The sequence below is a fragment of the Bacillus sp. RC51 genome (genome assembly GCF_044908115.1).
GTDB classification, from domain to species: domain Bacteria; phylum Bacillota; class Bacilli; order Bacillales; family Bacillaceae_G; genus Bacillus_A; species Bacillus_A mycoides.
On sequence record NZ_JBIYCW010000001.1, the window covers coordinates 758,610 to 775,808 of the forward strand.

At 34.6% G+C, this 17,199-nt stretch carries 14 protein-coding genes; 11 read left to right on the forward strand and 3 right to left on the reverse strand.

Annotated features, from left to right (window positions below):
* The first annotated feature begins 241 nt into the window (after positions 1-241).
* From ABH959_RS03920 to ABH959_RS03930, 3 genes are all read left to right on the forward strand, one after another.
* The gene (locus ABH959_RS03920) at positions 242-2,059 is read left to right on the forward strand and encodes an AAA family ATPase (RefSeq protein WP_404492299.1); all 1,818 of its coding nucleotides are present in this window, start codon (positions 242-244) and stop codon (positions 2,057-2,059) included.
* Complete coding sequence (locus tag ABH959_RS03925) at positions 2,049-3,899, forward strand: hypothetical protein (RefSeq protein WP_404492300.1); 1,851 nt, start codon at positions 2,049-2,051, stop codon at positions 3,897-3,899. The genes ABH959_RS03920 and ABH959_RS03925 overlap by 11 nt, the downstream gene beginning before the upstream one ends.
* Positions 3,900-4,216: 317 nt before the next feature.
* On the forward strand, positions 4,217-4,813 hold the full coding sequence (locus ABH959_RS03930) for a hypothetical protein (protein ID WP_002085820.1): 597 nt from the start codon (positions 4,217-4,219) through the stop codon (positions 4,811-4,813).
* Between the two features lie 101 nt (positions 4,814-4,914).
* Here ABH959_RS03930 and racA read toward each other — a convergent pair whose 3' ends face one another.
* Complete coding sequence (racA, locus tag ABH959_RS03935) at positions 4,915-5,457, reverse strand: chromosome-anchoring protein RacA (RefSeq protein ID WP_002012665.1); 543 nt, start codon at positions 5,455-5,457, stop codon at positions 4,915-4,917.
* A gap of 363 nt (positions 5,458-5,820) precedes the next feature.
* On the opposite strand from racA, the gene ABH959_RS03940 reads away from it, so the two are divergent.
* Together ABH959_RS03940 and ABH959_RS03945 are read left to right on the forward strand one after the other, a co-directional pair.
* Entirely contained in the window at positions 5,821-7,176 is a 1,356-nt protein-coding gene (locus ABH959_RS03940) for a hemolysin family protein (RefSeq protein ID WP_113937802.1), read from the forward strand.
* Between the two features lie 143 nt (positions 7,177-7,319).
* Positions 7,320-8,744: an aldehyde dehydrogenase family protein gene (locus tag ABH959_RS03945; RefSeq protein WP_002012663.1), complete on the forward strand. Its 1,425-nt coding sequence runs from the start codon at positions 7,320-7,322 to the stop codon at positions 8,742-8,744.
* 120 nt (positions 8,745-8,864) lie between these two features.
* On the opposite strand, the gene ABH959_RS03950 is transcribed toward ABH959_RS03945, so the two are convergent.
* Positions 8,865-9,257, reverse strand: a complete 393-nt coding sequence (locus ABH959_RS03950; protein ID WP_002085811.1) for a YueI family protein — start codon at positions 9,255-9,257, stop codon at positions 8,865-8,867.
* 241 nt (positions 9,258-9,498) lie between these two features.
* On the opposite strand from ABH959_RS03950, the gene ABH959_RS03955 reads away from it, so the two are divergent.
* Positions 9,499-10,632 (forward strand): BA2291 family sporulation histidine kinase, encoded by a 1,134-nt coding sequence (locus ABH959_RS03955; protein ID WP_337460022.1) that lies wholly within the window; start codon positions 9,499-9,501, stop codon positions 10,630-10,632.
* A 33-nt stretch (positions 10,633-10,665) separates the two neighbouring features.
* Here ABH959_RS03955 and ABH959_RS03960 read toward each other — a convergent pair whose 3' ends face one another.
* A complete protein-coding gene (locus ABH959_RS03960) occupies positions 10,666-11,415 on the reverse strand; it encodes a DUF4397 domain-containing protein (protein ID WP_113937803.1) in 750 nt (249 codons plus the stop codon).
* A gap of 801 nt (positions 11,416-12,216) precedes the next feature.
* On the opposite strand from ABH959_RS03960, the gene ABH959_RS03965 reads away from it, so the two are divergent.
* From ABH959_RS03965 to ablB, 5 genes are read left to right on the forward strand one after another with little or no spacing between them, the layout of a single operon-like run.
* Positions 12,217-13,527 (forward strand): aspartate aminotransferase family protein, encoded by a 1,311-nt coding sequence (locus tag ABH959_RS03965; protein ID WP_404492301.1) that lies wholly within the window; start codon positions 12,217-12,219, stop codon positions 13,525-13,527.
* Positions 13,524-14,222 carry an acetate CoA-transferase subunit alpha gene (gene atoD / locus ABH959_RS03970; RefSeq protein ID WP_113937804.1) on the forward strand — a complete coding sequence of 233 codons (699 nt, stop codon included), beginning with the start codon at positions 13,524-13,526 and terminating at the stop codon, positions 14,220-14,222. The genes ABH959_RS03965 and atoD overlap by 4 nt, the downstream gene beginning before the upstream one ends.
* The gene (locus tag ABH959_RS03975; RefSeq protein WP_002127246.1) at positions 14,207-14,869 is read left to right on the forward strand and encodes a CoA transferase subunit B; all 663 of its coding nucleotides are present in this window, start codon (positions 14,207-14,209) and stop codon (positions 14,867-14,869) included. Before atoD ends, ABH959_RS03975 begins: the two co-directional genes overlap by 16 nt.
* Positions 14,870-14,884: 15 nt before the next feature.
* Positions 14,885-16,153 carry a peptidase gene (locus ABH959_RS03980; RefSeq protein WP_085310907.1) on the forward strand — a complete coding sequence of 423 codons (1,269 nt, stop codon included), beginning with the start codon at positions 14,885-14,887 and terminating at the stop codon, positions 16,151-16,153.
* A complete protein-coding gene (gene ablB / locus ABH959_RS03985; protein ID WP_002085802.1) occupies positions 16,150-17,049 on the forward strand; it encodes a putative beta-lysine N-acetyltransferase in 900 nt (299 codons plus the stop codon). The genes ABH959_RS03980 and ablB overlap by 4 nt, the downstream gene beginning before the upstream one ends.
* The last annotated feature ends 150 nt before the right edge of the window (positions 17,050-17,199 follow it).

Here is a 17,199-nt window from a genome sequence, read left to right on the forward strand (position 1 = left end):
AGGGTGGTGCAAGTGGGGAAACGATTGTTCGTTTCTAGTACCAACCAAAAACATACTTGGGGTGTTACTGTAAGGTGGCATGAATTCTAGAGCGTCAAACTGTCTAGCGATAGACGAAAAGACCTAGCGTTCTAACTCAAGCCCCCACTGAAACGCTTCATCTCAGTGGGGATAGTTGACTTCTAGTTTTAGATTGTAGTTCATACAATAAGAATAGTATGAAAAAAAGAAGGTGACTACGTTGAAATTACATAAAGCTCTTCATCCAAGTTTTATAAAGCGAATGTATTATATGAGGTTTATTGGGAAGTTTGCAAAAGCTGAGGGAGAGAAGAATGGAGAAAATTTCTTTGTACAATGTCTTTCTTCAATACCTTTAACTTTACAAGAGTTATTTCCGACTGGAAAATATTTGTTTGAAGGATTATGCAGTAATAAAAAGAATGAAAAAATCTTTACTGATTTAAAGAAGCATAAATTAGAAAAGCAACTGGTTATGTTTCGTCTTTATTATGATCGTGGAAATTTATTTCTGGAATTAATATGCACAGAAGAGCCTCGGGAAATAGCATCTTCATATAATTTGATTCCTTCACCAAAGGTCTCAAATTATAAAAAGAGAGCGTCTTTGGAACGGAAGTTAAGCAACGGTTATTTATCATTTCTTATGCCTAAATTACCAAAAGACTTTGAGCCTCCAGAATTATTGTGGCATGAAGGAAGGCTATATGGAAATTTATCGTTAAAATCATCAATAAGTTCAATTTCATATTTTGAGCAAAGAAAAGAATGCAAATATATTGAAATAAACGATTGGATGAAACATGTAGAAATAGCAGTAGATGATCATTTATATTTTGTAAGTGAAAATGTGTATGACCAACTAAATAAACGAATTGCTGAAGAAGGTAAGTTAGTTGAAGTAGAAGATATTAAAATGCAAAAGGATGACTGGGAATGGGATGAGCGTGAATCCTCTTTTTTGCAGTATGTACAAAGTATGGTTCGTAATAAAGGGTTATATTTGGATGATACAGATATATATAATTTTCACATTAGTATTAAAACCAATATGTTAACAATTGTTGGTGGTATACCAGGTGTTGGGAAATCACGCTTTGTGCAAGCTTATGCAGAATCACTTGGGTTACGTTATGGGGAAGAATTAATTTGGATTCCGATTTCACCATCGTATCAAGAACCACATGATATTCTCGGTTACCTTCATCCGAATGGTAATTTTATTGAAAGTGAAACGAAGTTAGTTCGGACATTGTTAAAGGCTAAAGAAAATCCAAATCAATTGTATATAATTGTGTTCGATGAAATGAACATGTCACATATTGAGCATTGGTTTACTCCGTTTCTATCCGTTCTTCAACTTGAAAAGAAAAATCGTATTTTGAGTTTGTATGAGAAAGTACAAGAAATAGAAAATCAAATTCCACCTTCAGTGGAAATTGGTGAGAATATTATTTTCGTAGGCACTGTAAATTTTGATGAAACGACGAAAGAGCTTTCCGATCGATTATTAGATCGAACAAATTTGATTACATTACAAAAAATTCCGTTTTGCGAGATGAGTATAGAACATGAGAAAGTTGTTCAGCAACCCCCGTTGAAAGTAACAACGGGAGAATTTCGACTCAATTGGTTTAGGAATAAAGAGATGATCGAAGTGTATACTGAAGAGGAATTAGAGTTATTGGATAAGTTACATGATGTATTATCATCACACGATATATCAAAAGGAATTTCTTTCCGATGTGCAAGCGCAATCGCTACGTATTTGCAAAATATACCGTTCCAAAATAATCAGTCCTATATGATTAGCAGGGAAGAAGGTTTTGATTTGCAAATAAAGCAGCGTGTATTAACGAAATTAAGGGGGACAGAAATGACAGTGGGCCCTCTACTTTTTGAGGAAGCAAAAAGGGGAGCGACATTGATACCACTTTTACAGTCTCCGCTTGCAAATCGTGTATCTACATTTGAACATTCTTTAGCTTATATAAGACAAAAGCGTAGAGAACTGGAGCTGTATGGCTATGCAAAATGAGGAGCCTTATGAAACAGCAATCGTCGATACGAAAGAAACGCTCCCGTTTGTATTGAAGCTAATTATTGGTACTGAGGGGAAAGGCGATTTTATCCTTTTAAACCGGCTTTGTACGTCTACTACAGCATTAGTTCAATGTATTTATAAAGTACAGGAATTAAAACCACTGAAATTACATTTCCATTATCAAAATCCAATGGATATTACATTCATATGGAATAAAGTATATGAGGGACAAAAGAATATAAAAGAGTCACAATATGAATTAAATGAAAAAAAACAAAGAGTATTAGTGTATGAACATGGAAAAACTGAATTTTTTTATCCGTGGCGCTGTGGCTTATACCATTTTGAAGTGCGTATAGAAGATAAAACTTATTATGGTGCGTTTCAAGTGGTTCCTAAAAACTTTTTTGATGACCAATTTGAAATGATTCAAGATTATGTGAAGTCAATTTTGAACGAGTTAATTTTAGATAGAGGTTATTACAAGAAAACTTTCTCAGCACTTAGCGATATTGAAGATTCTTCTTATTTGGTATTGTTAAGAAAGTTGCCACAAAAAATGAAAAGAATAAAACAAATTTTTAAAAAAGTAGAATCGAATGCGGAATTTGTACACGAATATGAATGGGAAACGAAAGCGCGGAAGACAACGAGAAAAACTGCCATTATGACAGAAAGAAAGCTTTATGCGAAATATTACAACCGTAAATTTAAGGAGCAAAAAAATAGTATTGAAAATGCATTTCTTAAATTTAAAATGATGCAATTCTATTATTATTTAATTGAAGCAGAAAGTTTTGTACGTAAAACTATTGAAATACTAGAAGGAGAAAAGAAGAAAAAGTCAGATGAATTTCAAGCTGTTAAAACAATTATTAAAACGATTGAACGAAATGGATCCGTGACGGATAGGGAAAAACAAAAATATAGAAATCTACATTTACTGAAAGAAGCAGATTTACGGAAAAGTTCTGTGAAAATGCAAGAATATAAAATATTAGCTCATATCGTATATGAAAGCGTACAATACTTTCGACATTTATTGTATTCTCCATTTTGGAGGGAAGTTTCTGAAACAGCTACCATTAATTCGAACACTTTATCTATACCGCATCAACAATTAATCCACCATTTAGAATTGTTACCGCAACATACCGAGCAACCTCCATCTTTATTATTCGTATATAAACCAACGTTTTTAGTGTATGAGTATTACGCTTTTTTTATCGTTATTTCTATATTAGAACAAATCGGATTTGAAGATAAGAATCCTATCCGTGAACAAATACAAGAACATTTTTATTTAGACGGATTACAAGATGGAACGACAGTGATTTTACATCGAGATGATATAAAAGTGCATGTCGCGTTTAATGATTTAATTGAAACACACCCTCTTATTGCACTAAGCAAAGGAAGTAATTTTTATAACGGAGAGGACACAAAGAAGCCGGATATTCGTTTAGATTGTTATGTAAAGGAAGAAGAGAAGTATGTATATAAATCTTCTATTATTATCGAAGTGAAATATAGCCCTATGTACAATATTTTTCAGCCTGTAGGTAATACGAAAGCAACGGAGCAAATGTATAAATACTGGTCTATTAAGTATGTAGAAGAACAGAATGGTAAACGAATTTTTAAGCGAAGAGCGATTTATGAAGTGATTTGTGTATATCCAGGTAGCCATATGCATAGTAAAAAAATTGAATCTGGATGTGGAGTGTTTTTACAACTATATCCATATAAAACGAAACAAGGAGAAGAGAAGTTGGCTGGGAAGCATGGGATGATTCAAATTTTTGAGAAATGGTTAAAAAGTAATAAAATGTAAAAGAAATCCTTTTTAATGAAGGATTTCTTTAGGTTAAGAAGAATTATATGCAGTACGGAAAGACACATTATACGGTTCGAACTTGATAGTGATTATCATTTTTTTATTAGAGTAATTGGATCTTTTTATATTTGTAACAGTATTGGGAATTAAGGGTTTTTACATGTGTATGAATGACTAATAAGTAGGAATTTAATTCATTTTGCAGAATATAATAAGACATAAATATTTTTAGTTGCATACGAAGATTTGTTCTTATATGATAGTAAGTGAAAGCGTTATCAAAAACAGAGCGGCGATGGGAAAGGCGGTTAAATATGTTCCAGCGTGTTCAAACAAAAGAAGAGCATTTTTGGTTCGAGCAACTGTGGGGAGATTTTTGTGAAGAAAGAAACTTAATGTTTGTAGAACGTAATTTAAATCCATCACGATTTTTATTAATAGAAGATGAACATCATATTGGTACAGTTGAATGTATTAAGTTTACAGTACCTGAACAATCAAATTCTGAGTTTTTCTATCCGTTTTCTAAAAATGATTTAGTGAAAGATTTGAAAAATGTGTATGAAATAGGAAAGTTAAGTATTGCGAAAACGTCTCGGGGGAGAGGACATTTCAAAAGGCTGGCAGCTATTTTATTTATGCATGCGTTAGAGACGAAAGCGGAATGGTATATTGCAGCAGTTACAAAAAGAATGTATATGTATTTACTTACACTCGGTTTTCCAATCGAACCGATAGATAGTCCATTCCAGTTTCATGATACTTTACAAGGTGTACCAGTGCGAATTCATGCTCGAAAAGGGGCTACACATCTGTATTCTTTGAAAGAATTCCGTGATATTATTCAAGGGAATGCTCATGCGCAGGCACTTATTGCAGAATACAGTAAAAATATTATGTTAACAAAATGAAAATATATGAATATGTATAGTATGAAGAAGAGTTACTTATTACAGGCATCTGTTTTCATACAAAAAGTAGACCCTTATTCTCAGAATAAGGGTCTACAATATTATAGTCCAAATATACTAAAAATCATTTTACGACGCTTCGGTTTCTTTTCTCTTTCATATGTTGGTTTTGCATCAGGAGTAATGTATATTGGTTCTTCTTTTTTTAGGGCAGCTTCTAGTTTTTGAATTCGTTCTAACATTTCCTCTATTTCGCGGCGATGTTGTAAAAGTTGGTATGTAACGACATCATTTGCTTTATCTTGCATTTGTTCTTCCATTCGATCTAGTCTTCTCGTAATTGTGGTAAATTGAGCTGTTAATTGCTCAAAATCATTCGATGATGTGTTTTGAACAATTGTGTTTACTTGAGTTTTTAATTTTTCTACATCATTTGAAGATGGTTTTTGAGTAGTTTGAGAGTTTTGAGGCTGGTCCATTTGAGAGCGATGGTATTCTAACATTAGATCTAAATCACCTTGTGTGAAAATAAAATGACCATATTTATTTTTTTTAATCGTAAGATTTAATTGTTGTGCAATCCGGACAACAGCCTTTGGGCTAACACCTAATTTCTTTGCGATAAATGGTGTTTTATATTCCAAAATAATCCCTCCTATATATATCCTGTTGAATGATTTCTAGTTATGTAGCAAGTTCCCTTCAGGTGTGACAAAAGAAGTGTGGAATCGGCAAAGAAAGTGTTTTTTCACGAAGTTCAGCTGTTTAGCACATACTATTTATATAAATCATTTTTAGTTATCGGAAAATTGGGCTTATTATAGTTTGACGATAATAAGCTAATTAGATTATCATAATTATAAATATCTTTTTTATGTATGCATATAATATATAAAAAGGTGGTTACTAATGTAGAATTTTATTAGAGTATAAGAATGCTTACTTCACTTGAATAAATTTAAGTAGGAGGTGGCTTCCTTGCTTACACTGTAAGTAAGGAAAAGTATTTGGACATATATAGTATAAGTATAGTGATTGTTTTAATTGCCTTAACGGCATTTTTCGTTGCAGCAGAATTTGCAATTGTTAAAGTGAGGAGTTCACGAATTGACTATTTAATTGCAGAAGGAAATAATCGTGCAATATCTGTCAAAACAATCATTACAAACTTAGACGAATATTTATCAGCTTGTCAATTAGGAATAACTGTTACAGCTCTTGGGATTGGGTGGTCGGGTAAACCTGCGCTAAAGCACATGTTTGATGTGTTGTTTGCAAATTGGAACGTCCCTACTCAACTCGCAGACATTTTAGCTATAATTTTAGTGTTTTTGTTTATCACATTTTTCCATGTGGTAGTAGGAGAGTTAGCTCCAAAAACATTTGCGATTCAAAAAGCAGAACAAGTGAGTTTCTTTGTTGCTAAGCCACTCATTTTGTTTTATCGTATTGCATTCCCATTCATTTGGATTTTAAATGGATCAGCTCGGTTAATTACAAAGTTTCTTGGGTTGAAACCACCAAAAGGGCATGATGAAGTGCATTCAGAAGAAGAATTGCGGTTGTTAGTTTCAGAAAGTTATAAAAATGGTGAGATTAATCAATCTGAATATAAGTATGTGAATAAAATATTTGAATTTGATGATCGTATTGCGAAAGAAATAATGGTACCACGAACAGAGATGAATATTTTAAATAAAGAAATGCCTGCTGAAGAGGCTTTACAAAAAATGTCTCATGAAAAATATACGAGGTATCCGGTTGTTGATGGTGATAAGGACCATGTAATAGGCTTTGTGAATTTTAAAGATATATTTACAGATTTTGTGAAGCACCGAGTTGTTAGTGAAAAGACAGTGGAGCAATATATTAGGCCAATTATTTTAGTTATTGAATCTATCCCAATTCATGATCTATTTTTAAAAATGCAAAGAGAAAGAACACATATCGCTATATTAATTGATGAATATGGTGGTACATCAGGTCTTGTAACCGTTGAAGATATTTTAGAAGAAATTGTAGGGGATATTCAAGATGAGTTCGATACTGATGAACAACCGGAAATCCAACAAGTTAGTGAGACGAAAACGATTTTAGAGGGAAAAGTACTTGTTAGTGAAGTGAACGCATTATTAGGTTTGGCTATTGACGACGATGATGTCGATACGATTGGCGGTTGGATCCTAACAAAAAATATTGAGATTTCCGAGGGCGATACCATTGAGATTGAAAATTATAAATTTTGCGTGAAAAAATTAGATGGACACTATATTAAGAGATTAGAAGTAACGAAACCTTCAGAATCGATTGTTATTGTAGGAGATGAAAAAAAGATTTCGCTCCAAGAACAAATTAGTTCGTAAACTCTGCTTTGTAGCAGAGTTTTTTTGAGCAAAATGTTTTTTGATGTATTAGGGCTATGATACAATTACACAAGTCAGACCTTTCACCAGGTGAAATAAATGAAATGTATTATTGTATACATATATTCGGAAGGAGAACCACTATGAAAAAACATTTATATATAAATGGGGTATGGAAATCAGTAGAGACGTATAAACCATTGTATGCACCATATTCTGAAGAAACATTAGCGGAGATTGCGCAAGGTACAGAAGATGATGTTAAGGAAGCAATAGTTTCGGCCAAAAATGCAATGAAAGAAATGAAAAAATTATCCGCATACGACCGTGCAACTATTTTAGAAAAGGTTGCACAAAAAATGGATGAGAGAAGAGAAGAGTTTGCAGAGATTATCGCAAAAGAAGCTGCAAAACCAATTCGTGCTGCACGGGGAGAAGTAGATCGCACTGTTCAAACATATAAGTTTGCAGCTGAAGAAGCGAAGCGAATATATGGTGAGACGTTACCATTAGATGCTGCACCAGGAGCAGGTGGCCGTATAGCGTATACAATTCGACAACCAATCGGGGTTATTGGTGCTATTACACCGTTTAATTTTCCACTTAATTTAGTAGCACATAAGGTAGGCCCAGCAATTGCGGCTGGAAATACTATTGTGCTAAAGCCTGCCGACCAAACGCCACTTTCTTCGTATGCATTGGTAGAATTATTTGAAGAAGCTGGTTTACCAAAGGGAGCTTTCAATATAATTTCTGGACCTGGATCTGTTGTAGGTGAGGCATTAGTAAAAGATGAGAACGTTGCTAGTATTACTTTTACAGGAAGTCCGAAAGTAGGTATTGGAATTAAGGCAAAAGCCGGGTTGAAACGAGTGACGTTAGAATTAGGATCGAACGCTGCAGTAATTATTGATGAAGATGTTGAATTGACAGACGAAATAATTGAACGTGTAAAATGGGGCGCGTTTGTGAATAATGGACAAGTTTGTATTTCAGTACAACGTGTTTTTGTGCATGAACGTAAAATGGAAGAGTTTATTACAAAATTAACGAAAGCAATGGAAAACGTTGTAGTAGGAGATCCGCTTCATGAAGAAACAGATGTATCAGCACTTATTTCAAAAAAAGATGTAGAACGTATAAATTCATGGGTGGAAGAGGCAGTTAAGGAAGGAGCTAATGTTGTATACGGTGGTAACAAACGTGATGCAAGGATTTTTGAACCAACTGTATTAACAAATGTTCCAGATTATGTATCTGTTCAGTGCCAAGAAGTATTTGGTCCACTTATGACTGTAAATACATTTAAAGAATTTGATGAGGCTTTAGAACAAGTAAATAATTCACGTTATGGATTACAAGCAGGTGTATTTACAAACAATCTATGTAAGGCAATGCGTGCAATTGATGAATTAGAAGTCGGTGGTGTCATGATTAATGATATTCCAACGTTCAGAGTAGATCATATGCCTTATGGCGGTGTGAAAGAGAGTGGAACAGGCCGTGAAGGGATTAAATATGCAATAGAAGAAATGACAGAAATGAAATTAGTGTGTATTAAAAAATAAAGTAGATCGAGCTTAAACACCGCAATAAAAAACGAGCAGGAAATGTTTACGATTCCATACTCGTTTTTTATTGTTTGTTTTACGTTTCTCGGAACGATTACATTTAATCAAGTGTACCTTTTACTTCATTTCTTGTTTGAAAATATCATCTTCGACATAAATATGTTCTTTATCTACAGCAGTGCTATGAGAGAGTACTAAACCGATTGGTGTTTCAGTACCTTTATTTTGAACAATTGTAAAAGGAATATTTTTTTCAGTTGCTAATTTAATGTATTTTGATAAATGTGGGTAAGCAATGCTTCCATTTAGGAATAGTTGTAATGATTGAGAAGAACGTATGTTACCCGTTACTTCTGTATACACATTACTTTGCATTACTTGACCGATTGTTAAAGCGATTTCTACACGCTCACGTAATGTAGTTAAGTACATATTACGTTCTTCTGGTTTGTTTTGCTTTTGGCCATATATGCCTTCTTGGAGATAGTCTTCCACATTTTTATTTACCATATTTTTCACACCTTTCACTTCTTATTGTACGCAAGAATTAAAAAGGATGCAAAAAAAAAGTAGTTTTGAACAGGAAAATAATTAAAAAAATGAGAAGAGAAAAGGGATATATGAATAAAACTTATTTAAATAAGAAAGGAAAAATAAATTTTATCAACAGAAATTAACAAAATGTGACAACAATCTATTAACGAAATGTATTTTTTGTGTTAATATTCAAAATATAAAGGGTATTCGTCGTATGGAAATGGAGGGAATGGAGGTTTTTCCAATCGATAAGGATATTAAAGAAGTATTTTGTTCGCACTTGAAAAACAACAGGCACCAATTCGTAGAGAACTGGAAAAACAAAATGATAATTTCCGAAAAAGATCCATTTAAACAAGAGGTAGTTCAAAATGGAGCGAATTTATTAGAGTTAATTATCGAACTCATTATGGAAGATAAAGACATTAATTATCTTCAGCCATTATGTGAGAAAATTGCCATTGAGCGTGCAGGGGCAGATGCGAATATTGGAGATTTTGTTTACAATGCAAATGTGGGAAGAAATGAACTTTTTGAAGCAATGTGCGAATTGGATGTAAGTGCTCGTGAACTGAAACCGATTATGGCCAAAATACATACTTGTTTTGACAAATTAATTTATTATACCGTTTTAAAATACTCAGAAATTATATCGAGAAATTTAGAAGAAAAACAGCAATATATAAATGAAACACATAAAGAAAGGCTTACGATTCTAGGGCAAATGTCGGCTAGTTTTGTGCATGAATTTCGTAATCCGCTAACTTCGATTATGGGATTTGTAAAGTTATTGAAGACAGATCACCCTAATCTATCGTATTTAGATATTATTTCACATGAATTAGATCAATTAAATTTTAGGATTTCGCAATTTTTACTTGTATCGAAAAAAGAAATGTGGAATGAATCTGAACGTTTTTGGGTAAATGACTTATTTCAAGATATTATACAATTCTTATATCCAAGTTTAGTTAATGCAAATGTTTTGATTGAAAAGAATTTGCCGTATCCTATTCCACTCGTTGGTTACCGGAGTGAAGTGAAGCAAGTAGTTTTAAATATTTTAATGAATTCGATTGATGCTCTTGAATCGGTGAAAGAAGAGCGGAAAATTATCATTGATGTATTTGAAGAAGATCAGGCTGTTCGCATTGTTATAAAAAATAATGGACCTATGATTCCAGCAGACAATGTAGAGACCATTTTTGAGCCATTTGTAACTACTAAAAAGCTAGGAACTGGTATTGGACTATTTGTATGTAAACAAATTGTAGAAAAACATAACGGATCCATATTGTGTCGTTCGGATAACGATTGGACAGAATTTCAAATTACGTTTCAAAAGTAAACAGTCTACACCATACGAATGGTGTAGACTGTTTTAATTTGTAAGTATAACGGTCTCTAATTTTGGATCCTCAGTTGAATAACCAACTATTGAAATTGTGTAAATTGTATTTGGTTCAACGTTGAATTTTGGAATGGTTAATAATACTTTTTTTGTATCAGCAAGTGAAACTTCAATATCTGCTGTACCAGGGCTAACTTGTAAAAAATCTGTTATTTGCTTAAAGAGTACATTTTCAAATAAATGATCCCCATCTTTTAAATTTACATTTACAACTGGAGTGTCTGGTGAAAAATGTGCAAACCGTATTTTTGCTTGACCAGATGGTAAATGAGTATTATCAAGAATGGGTTGTAATTGGAGATGATTATCGCTATTGATCGCTGCAAGGGTATAAGTGTGATTCCCCATTATTGGTACTAATGCTGAAAATATTGGAGTTTCGTTTCCGACAGGGACAATATCAATACGGTATTTACCTTGCACTAATGATAAATACGGACTGAATTGTTTAAAAGAAATATTTTTAATAACCTTTTGTCCGTTTATTATAATATCAACTGCTGGTGTATGGGGAGCTGTGTGGAAGATTCTCATATGTGACGGTAAAGTCGCTTCTTGTGAATCCCTCTTTTCATATGCTTGTACAAGTTTTGTAATTGCATCATAGTATTTCATATAGAGTTCTACATATTTTTTAGGATTGCTATATTGATAGTAACGAGCGAGCTGTTCGTAACGTGCAGCTTCTTGGCCGTATTTTTCAATTTCGGATTGAGTCATGAACATTCCTCCTTTATCATCATTACAAATATATGCGAAGCTAGAAAGAGGTTATGCAAAAAACTTGCCTTTCTAGAAAGAAAAGTTAAAATGGGGATTTTTTTATTTATAGGCAAACACACATACAAATCGATAATTGTCCTACATAAATTATAAAGGAAAGGTAGTTTGACTTTGATGGAAGGAGTGGAACCATTGGGATGGGGATATCCCCATAGTTATTTGGAATGAAGTTATGGAGGATTTGGTGCTATAGGCTGTGGGACGAATTATGGATTTGTATTATGAGTATTGCTATTAATTTTAGTGATGCGTTGGATAAGGTAATACCGATAAAAGAGCGTCGTGCCGAACTGATTAATATGGTTAATCGGTTCTTTTTTTATTGTTCTAAATAGGTGGTACTATTTGTTAAGAAATAGTTACGATAAATGAGGTGGAGTAAAATGTCGAATTTTGTTTGAAAATATGCAATATAAAGTAGGATAATAGGAAGGAGAATAACGGGAGTTCCGTCGAAGTTTACACAATGTCAGCAATTGAGGGAAGTTGATATTATATTAAAAAAATATTCAATTTGCTGTTATCTTAAATTAGGAAGGGGTATTTAAGCGTACAGGTAAGGTTGGTCTTCATTTTAAGTTCTGAATTTTCTGTTTTCGAAATAATATTTAGCAGTCATTTGTATATTTTATAATAGTTTTTTGATAAATTCACTGCTTTTGCAGAGGATTCTTTTTTATGAAAGAAACGTCAATTTTCTTCATATACATATACAAATTGGAGAAATGAGGGAGCGCTATGCGCGATTACTTAATTAAACCACTTGTTGGTCAGCCGTATCCGATGATTTCACATGGAAAAGGTGTGTATTTGTATGATCAAAACGGAAATAAATATTTTGATGGTTCGTCTGGAGCGATTACGGCAGGTATTGGACATGGCGTAGCAGAGATAGCAGAAGTTATTAAAAAACAGGCAGAGGAGATCGCTTTCGTTTATAGATCACAGTTTACGAGTGAACCAGCTGAAAAATTAGCGAAGAAGTTAAGTGATTTATGTGTAGGAGATTTGAACTGGAGCTTTTTTGTGAATAGTGGTACGGAAGCAAATGAAACAGCTATGAAAATCGCAATTCAGCATTTTCAGGAGCGTGGCATTCAAGGGAAACATAAAATTTTGTCACGGTGGATGAGCTATCACGGGATTACAATGGGAGCTTTATCTATGTCTGGGCATCCACTGCGCAGACAACGTTTCGTTTCTATTTTGGAAGATTATCCGACTATTCCAGCTCCATACTGTTTTAGATGTCCTGTACAAAAGGTATATCCAACATGTCAACTTTCTTGTGCGACTGAACTAGAAAGAGCGATTGATCGAATTGGTGCAGAACATATTGCAGCTTTTATTGCTGAACCGATTATCGGAGCTGCTGGAGGCGCGGTTGTCCCGCCGAAAGAATATTATAAAGTAATTAAAGATATTTGTAGTCATTACGATATATTATTTATTGCGGATGAAGTAATGACTGGACTTGGTCGTACTGGTACATGGTTTGCTATGGAGCACTGGGGTGTAGAACCGGATATTATGACGCTTGGTAAGGGGCTAGGAGCGGGTTATACACCAATGGCAGCGACAATAGTAAGTGACCGTGTTATGGAGCCGATTTTACATGGATCACGTTCTGTAATGAGTGGGCATACGCTTAGTGCAAATCCATTGTCTGCAGCAACGGCTTTAGCTGTTATTGAATATATGGAGAAACATAATTTACCTGAAAAAACAGCAGAAAAGGGAGAGTATTTATTAAAAGGTTTGCAGAAAGTTCAGCAACAATCGACAATCATTGCCGATGTGCGTGGAAAAGGATTGCTAATTGGAATAGAATTGCAACCGTTTACAAAAGCATCGGAGCTTATTTCAGTTGCTGCTAAAAATGGACTGCTCTTATACCAAGCTGTTTCAGGGCAAGCAGGAAAAGAGGATAGTGCACTGCTTGTTGCACCACCAATGACAACTACATATTCCGAGTTAGATGAATTACTTTCAATTTTTGTAAAGAGCGTGGAAGAGATGATGCAAAAAGGAGGGCATAGTATCGCATGACAACTATTACAAATACATTCGGTAAATTAAAAGAAATAGAGGAAGTAATTTCTTTGTTCCATGATGATATGACATTAATGTTTGGGGGATTTGGAGGAATCGGATCCCCTCCATCTTTAATTCAAGCTGTTTTAGATAAAGGCATTACAAATTTAAATTTAATAGGAAATGATACTGGATTTGCTGATGTAGGAATCGGTCGTCTTGTTACGAATGAAAGGGTTAAATCTTTAGTTACTTCTCATATTGGGTCAAATCCAAATGCGGGAAGACAATTAAATGAAGGAAGATTGCAAATTGAATTCTCTCCGCAAGGAACACTCGCAGAGCGTATTCGCGCTGGTGGTGTAGGGCTTGGTGGTATTTTAGTTGACGTTGGTGTTGATACGATTGTAGAAGAAGGAAAGCGCACAGTTGAAATGAATGGAAAGACATATTTAGTTGAAACAGCTTTAACGGCTGAAGTCGCAATTGTATATGCGAAAAAGGCGGATCCATTTGGAAATCTTGTATTTGATAAAAGCGCTCGTAATATGAATCCTCACGTAGCTATGGCTGGTGACATAACGATTGTAGAAGCAGAAGAAATTGTTCCACTTGGAAGTTTAGATCCAGAAGAAATTGTCGTCCCAGGTGTATTTGTAAATTATATCGTGCCATCGGAAGGAGTGAATTGGAAATGGGTATGGGCGTAGAAGTAAGAGATAAGATTGCAAGACGTGCAGCAAAAGAAATTCAGAATGGTATGCTTGTAAATTTAGGTATTGGAATTCCATCGCTTGTACCGAATCATTTGCCAGAAGATATGAATGTTATGTTTCATGCAGAAAACGGTATTGTTGGTATGGGACCAACGCCAAGTAAAGGGAATGAAGATGAGAATTTATGTAACGCAGCTGGTTTACCAACATCTCTTATTACAGGAGCAAGTTATTTTGATAGCTGCATGGCGTTTGGCATGATTCGAAAAGGATTACTTGATGTTACGATACTTGGTTCGTTACAAGTAAGTGAAAATGGTGATTTAGCGAACTGGATTGTACCAGGAAAACGCGTTCCAGGTATTGGAGGAGCGATGGATTTAGCGCAAAAAGCGAAGCGGGTCGTTGTTGTGATGAATCATGTTGATAAATACGGAAATGCAAAGATTGTTTCGGAATGTACATTGCCATTAACTTCGAAAAAATGTGTAGATTTAATTATTACAGACATGGCTGTCATGGAAGTGACCCAAAGAGGACTTGTCTTACAAGAATTAATGAGTCCATATACTGTAGAAGATGTAAAACGACATACGACAGCTGATTTTCATATAAGCTCAAATTTACTAGTAATTGAATGAGGGGAGTTGTAATATATGGAGCAATTAAAAAAACAAGTTTGTGATTATATTGAGGGTCATGAAGAAGAGAGTGTAAAATTTTTAACACGATTAATTCAAGAAAAGAGCGTATCTGGTGATGAAAGTGGTGCGCAGGCAATTGTTATTGAAAAGTTGCGTGAGTTAGGTCTAGATCTTGATATTTGGGAGCCTGCTTTTAATGAAATGAAAGATCACCCTTATTTCGTATCACCTCGTATAAGTTTTACAGATAGCCCGAACATTGTAGCGACTTTAAAAGGAAGTGGCGAAGGGAAATCTATGATTTTAAACGGGCATATTGATGTCGTGCCAGAAGGGGATGTAAATCAGTGGGACCATCATCCATATAGTGGAGAGAAAATAGGAAACCGCATATATGGACGTGGAACAACAGATATGAAAGGCGGCAATGTCTCACTTATGCTTGCGATGGAAGCGATTATTGAATCTGGTATTGAACTAAAAGGTGATATACATTTTCAAAGTGTAATAGAAGAAGAGAGCGGTGGGGCAGGAACATTAGCTGCTATTTTACGAGGATATAAGGCAGATGGCGTTATTATTCCTGAGCCGACGAATATGAAGTTTTTTCCGAAACAACAAGGATCAATGTGGTTTCGTCTACATATAAAAGGAAAAGCAGCACACGGTGGTACACGTTATGAGGGAGTAAGTGCAATTGAAAAAAGTATGTTTGTTGTAGAGCATTTGAGAAAATTAGAAGAGAAGAGAAATGGTAGAATTACAGATCCGTTATTTAAGGGGATTCCGATTCCAATTCCAATTAACGTTGGGAAAATTGAAGGGGGAAGCTGGCCAAGTTCTGTTCCCGATTCATTAATTTTAGAAGGAAGATGTGGTATTGCGCCGAATGAGACTATAGAGGCAGCAAAAGAAGAGTTTGAGGGCTGGATTGGTGAATTAAAAGATGTGGATAGTTGGTTTGTAAAAAATCCTGTAGAAGTAGAATGGTTTGGGGCTAGATGGGTTCCTGGTGAACTAGAAGAAAATCATCCACTTATTACAACGCTTCAACATAACTTTGTTGAAATCGAAGGGAACGAGCCGATTATAGAAGCTTCGCCATGGGGAACAGATGGAGGTTTGTTCACACAAATCGCTAACGTACCCACGATAGTATTTGGTCCAGGAGAGACGAAAGTAGCACACTATCCAAACGAATATATAGAAGTTGATAAAATGATTGCTGCCGCAAAAATAATTGCATGTACATTACTAGATTGGTGTGAGGTGAAAAAATGAAATACTATGAATCTTTTAGTGAACAGACAAAGCATTATACAGTAGAAGGGGTTTTAGATTATTTTAATAAACGTATTAGAGTTGATCACTATACAGGAAATGTTGAAAGCATCATACAAACAATCGATGAATTAGCAAAGAAACATTCTTTCACTAAATGTATTATTAAAGGAAAGGGAGAGCATGTTTCAACATGGCTCTCTTTCGGTTTCTTACTGGAAGCAACGATACCTCATTATTTTCAAGGGCACGATGCGCACTTCTTCGTGAAATATCATAATGATGAAAGACGAAATAGTATTCATTGGACTGAGGAAGATACTATTTTAAGTGGTGTAAAAGAAAAAGAAGTGAAAGAAAAAATAGTCCCAGAGGAATTTGTGTTAAGAAAAGCGACAGAAGAGGATGCGGAAGAATTAGCAATTGTCTTTGGAAAAGTATTTGAAGTTTATCCGACACCTTTAAATGATGGGAATTATGTAAAGCAGACGATGAAGGAAGACGATACAATTTACTATGTTTATGAATTCGAGGGGAAAATTATTAGTACAGCATCTGCTGAAATGAACGTGAAAGAAGGTAATGCAGAATTAACGAATTGTGCTACATTACCTGAATATCGAAAACATGGTTTCATGAAAAGTCTGTTAATTAAATTGGAGGAAGAGCTCCAAGAAAAATCTATTTTTTGTTCTTATACAATTGCTCGCTCGCTATCTTTCGGTATGAATGCAGCCTTTCATCAATTAGGCTATACATATACGGGAAGGCTTGCGAATAATTGCTACATTTTTGATAAGTTGGAAGATATGAATATATGGGTGAAAGATTTATCCAGCTATTCGAAAGCAGTAAGACTCCCGCCTCAAAATTCGGCTGTAAAGCAAAGAAGTTAGGTGGGAGTCGGGTGAATAAAGCCCCACTGATTAAAGTGTCACTTAACCATAAATAAGCAATAAAAATATATACACATTTCATCAAAATAGTAGAACGGAATCGTCATGCTTATAATCGCACAGAGGGTGCCGGAAATTCGGCGATGAATT

Bases quoted from the DNA above. Each gene is read 5' to 3' on its own strand.
- ABH959_RS03950 (WP_002085811.1), bottom strand. From the start codon at position 9,257: ATGGTAAATAAAAATGTGGAAGACTATCTCCAAGAAGGCATATATGGC.
- ABH959_RS03925 (WP_404492300.1), top strand. From the start codon at position 2,049: ATGCAAAATGAGGAGCCTTATGAAACAGCAATCGTCGATACGAAAGAA.
- atoD (WP_113937804.1), top strand. From the start codon at position 13,524: ATGACAACTATTACAAATACATTCGGTAAATTAAAAGAAATAGAGGAA.
- ABH959_RS03930 (WP_002085820.1), top strand. From the start codon at position 4,217: ATGTTCCAGCGTGTTCAAACAAAAGAAGAGCATTTTTGGTTCGAGCAA.
- ABH959_RS03980 (WP_085310907.1), top strand. From the start codon at position 14,885: ATGGAGCAATTAAAAAAACAAGTTTGTGATTATATTGAGGGTCATGAA.
- ABH959_RS03955 (WP_337460022.1), top strand. From the start codon at position 9,499: ATGGAAATGGAGGGAATGGAGGTTTTTCCAATCGATAAGGATATTAAA.
- ablB (WP_002085802.1), top strand. From the start codon at position 16,150: ATGAAATACTATGAATCTTTTAGTGAACAGACAAAGCATTATACAGTA.
- ABH959_RS03960 (WP_113937803.1), bottom strand. From the start codon at position 11,415: ATGACTCAATCCGAAATTGAAAAATACGGCCAAGAAGCTGCACGTTAC.
- ABH959_RS03945 (WP_002012663.1), top strand. From the start codon at position 7,320: ATGAAAAAACATTTATATATAAATGGGGTATGGAAATCAGTAGAGACG.
- ABH959_RS03975 (WP_002127246.1), top strand. From the start codon at position 14,207: ATGGGTATGGGCGTAGAAGTAAGAGATAAGATTGCAAGACGTGCAGCA.
- ABH959_RS03965 (WP_404492301.1), top strand. From the start codon at position 12,217: ATGCGCGATTACTTAATTAAACCACTTGTTGGTCAGCCGTATCCGATG.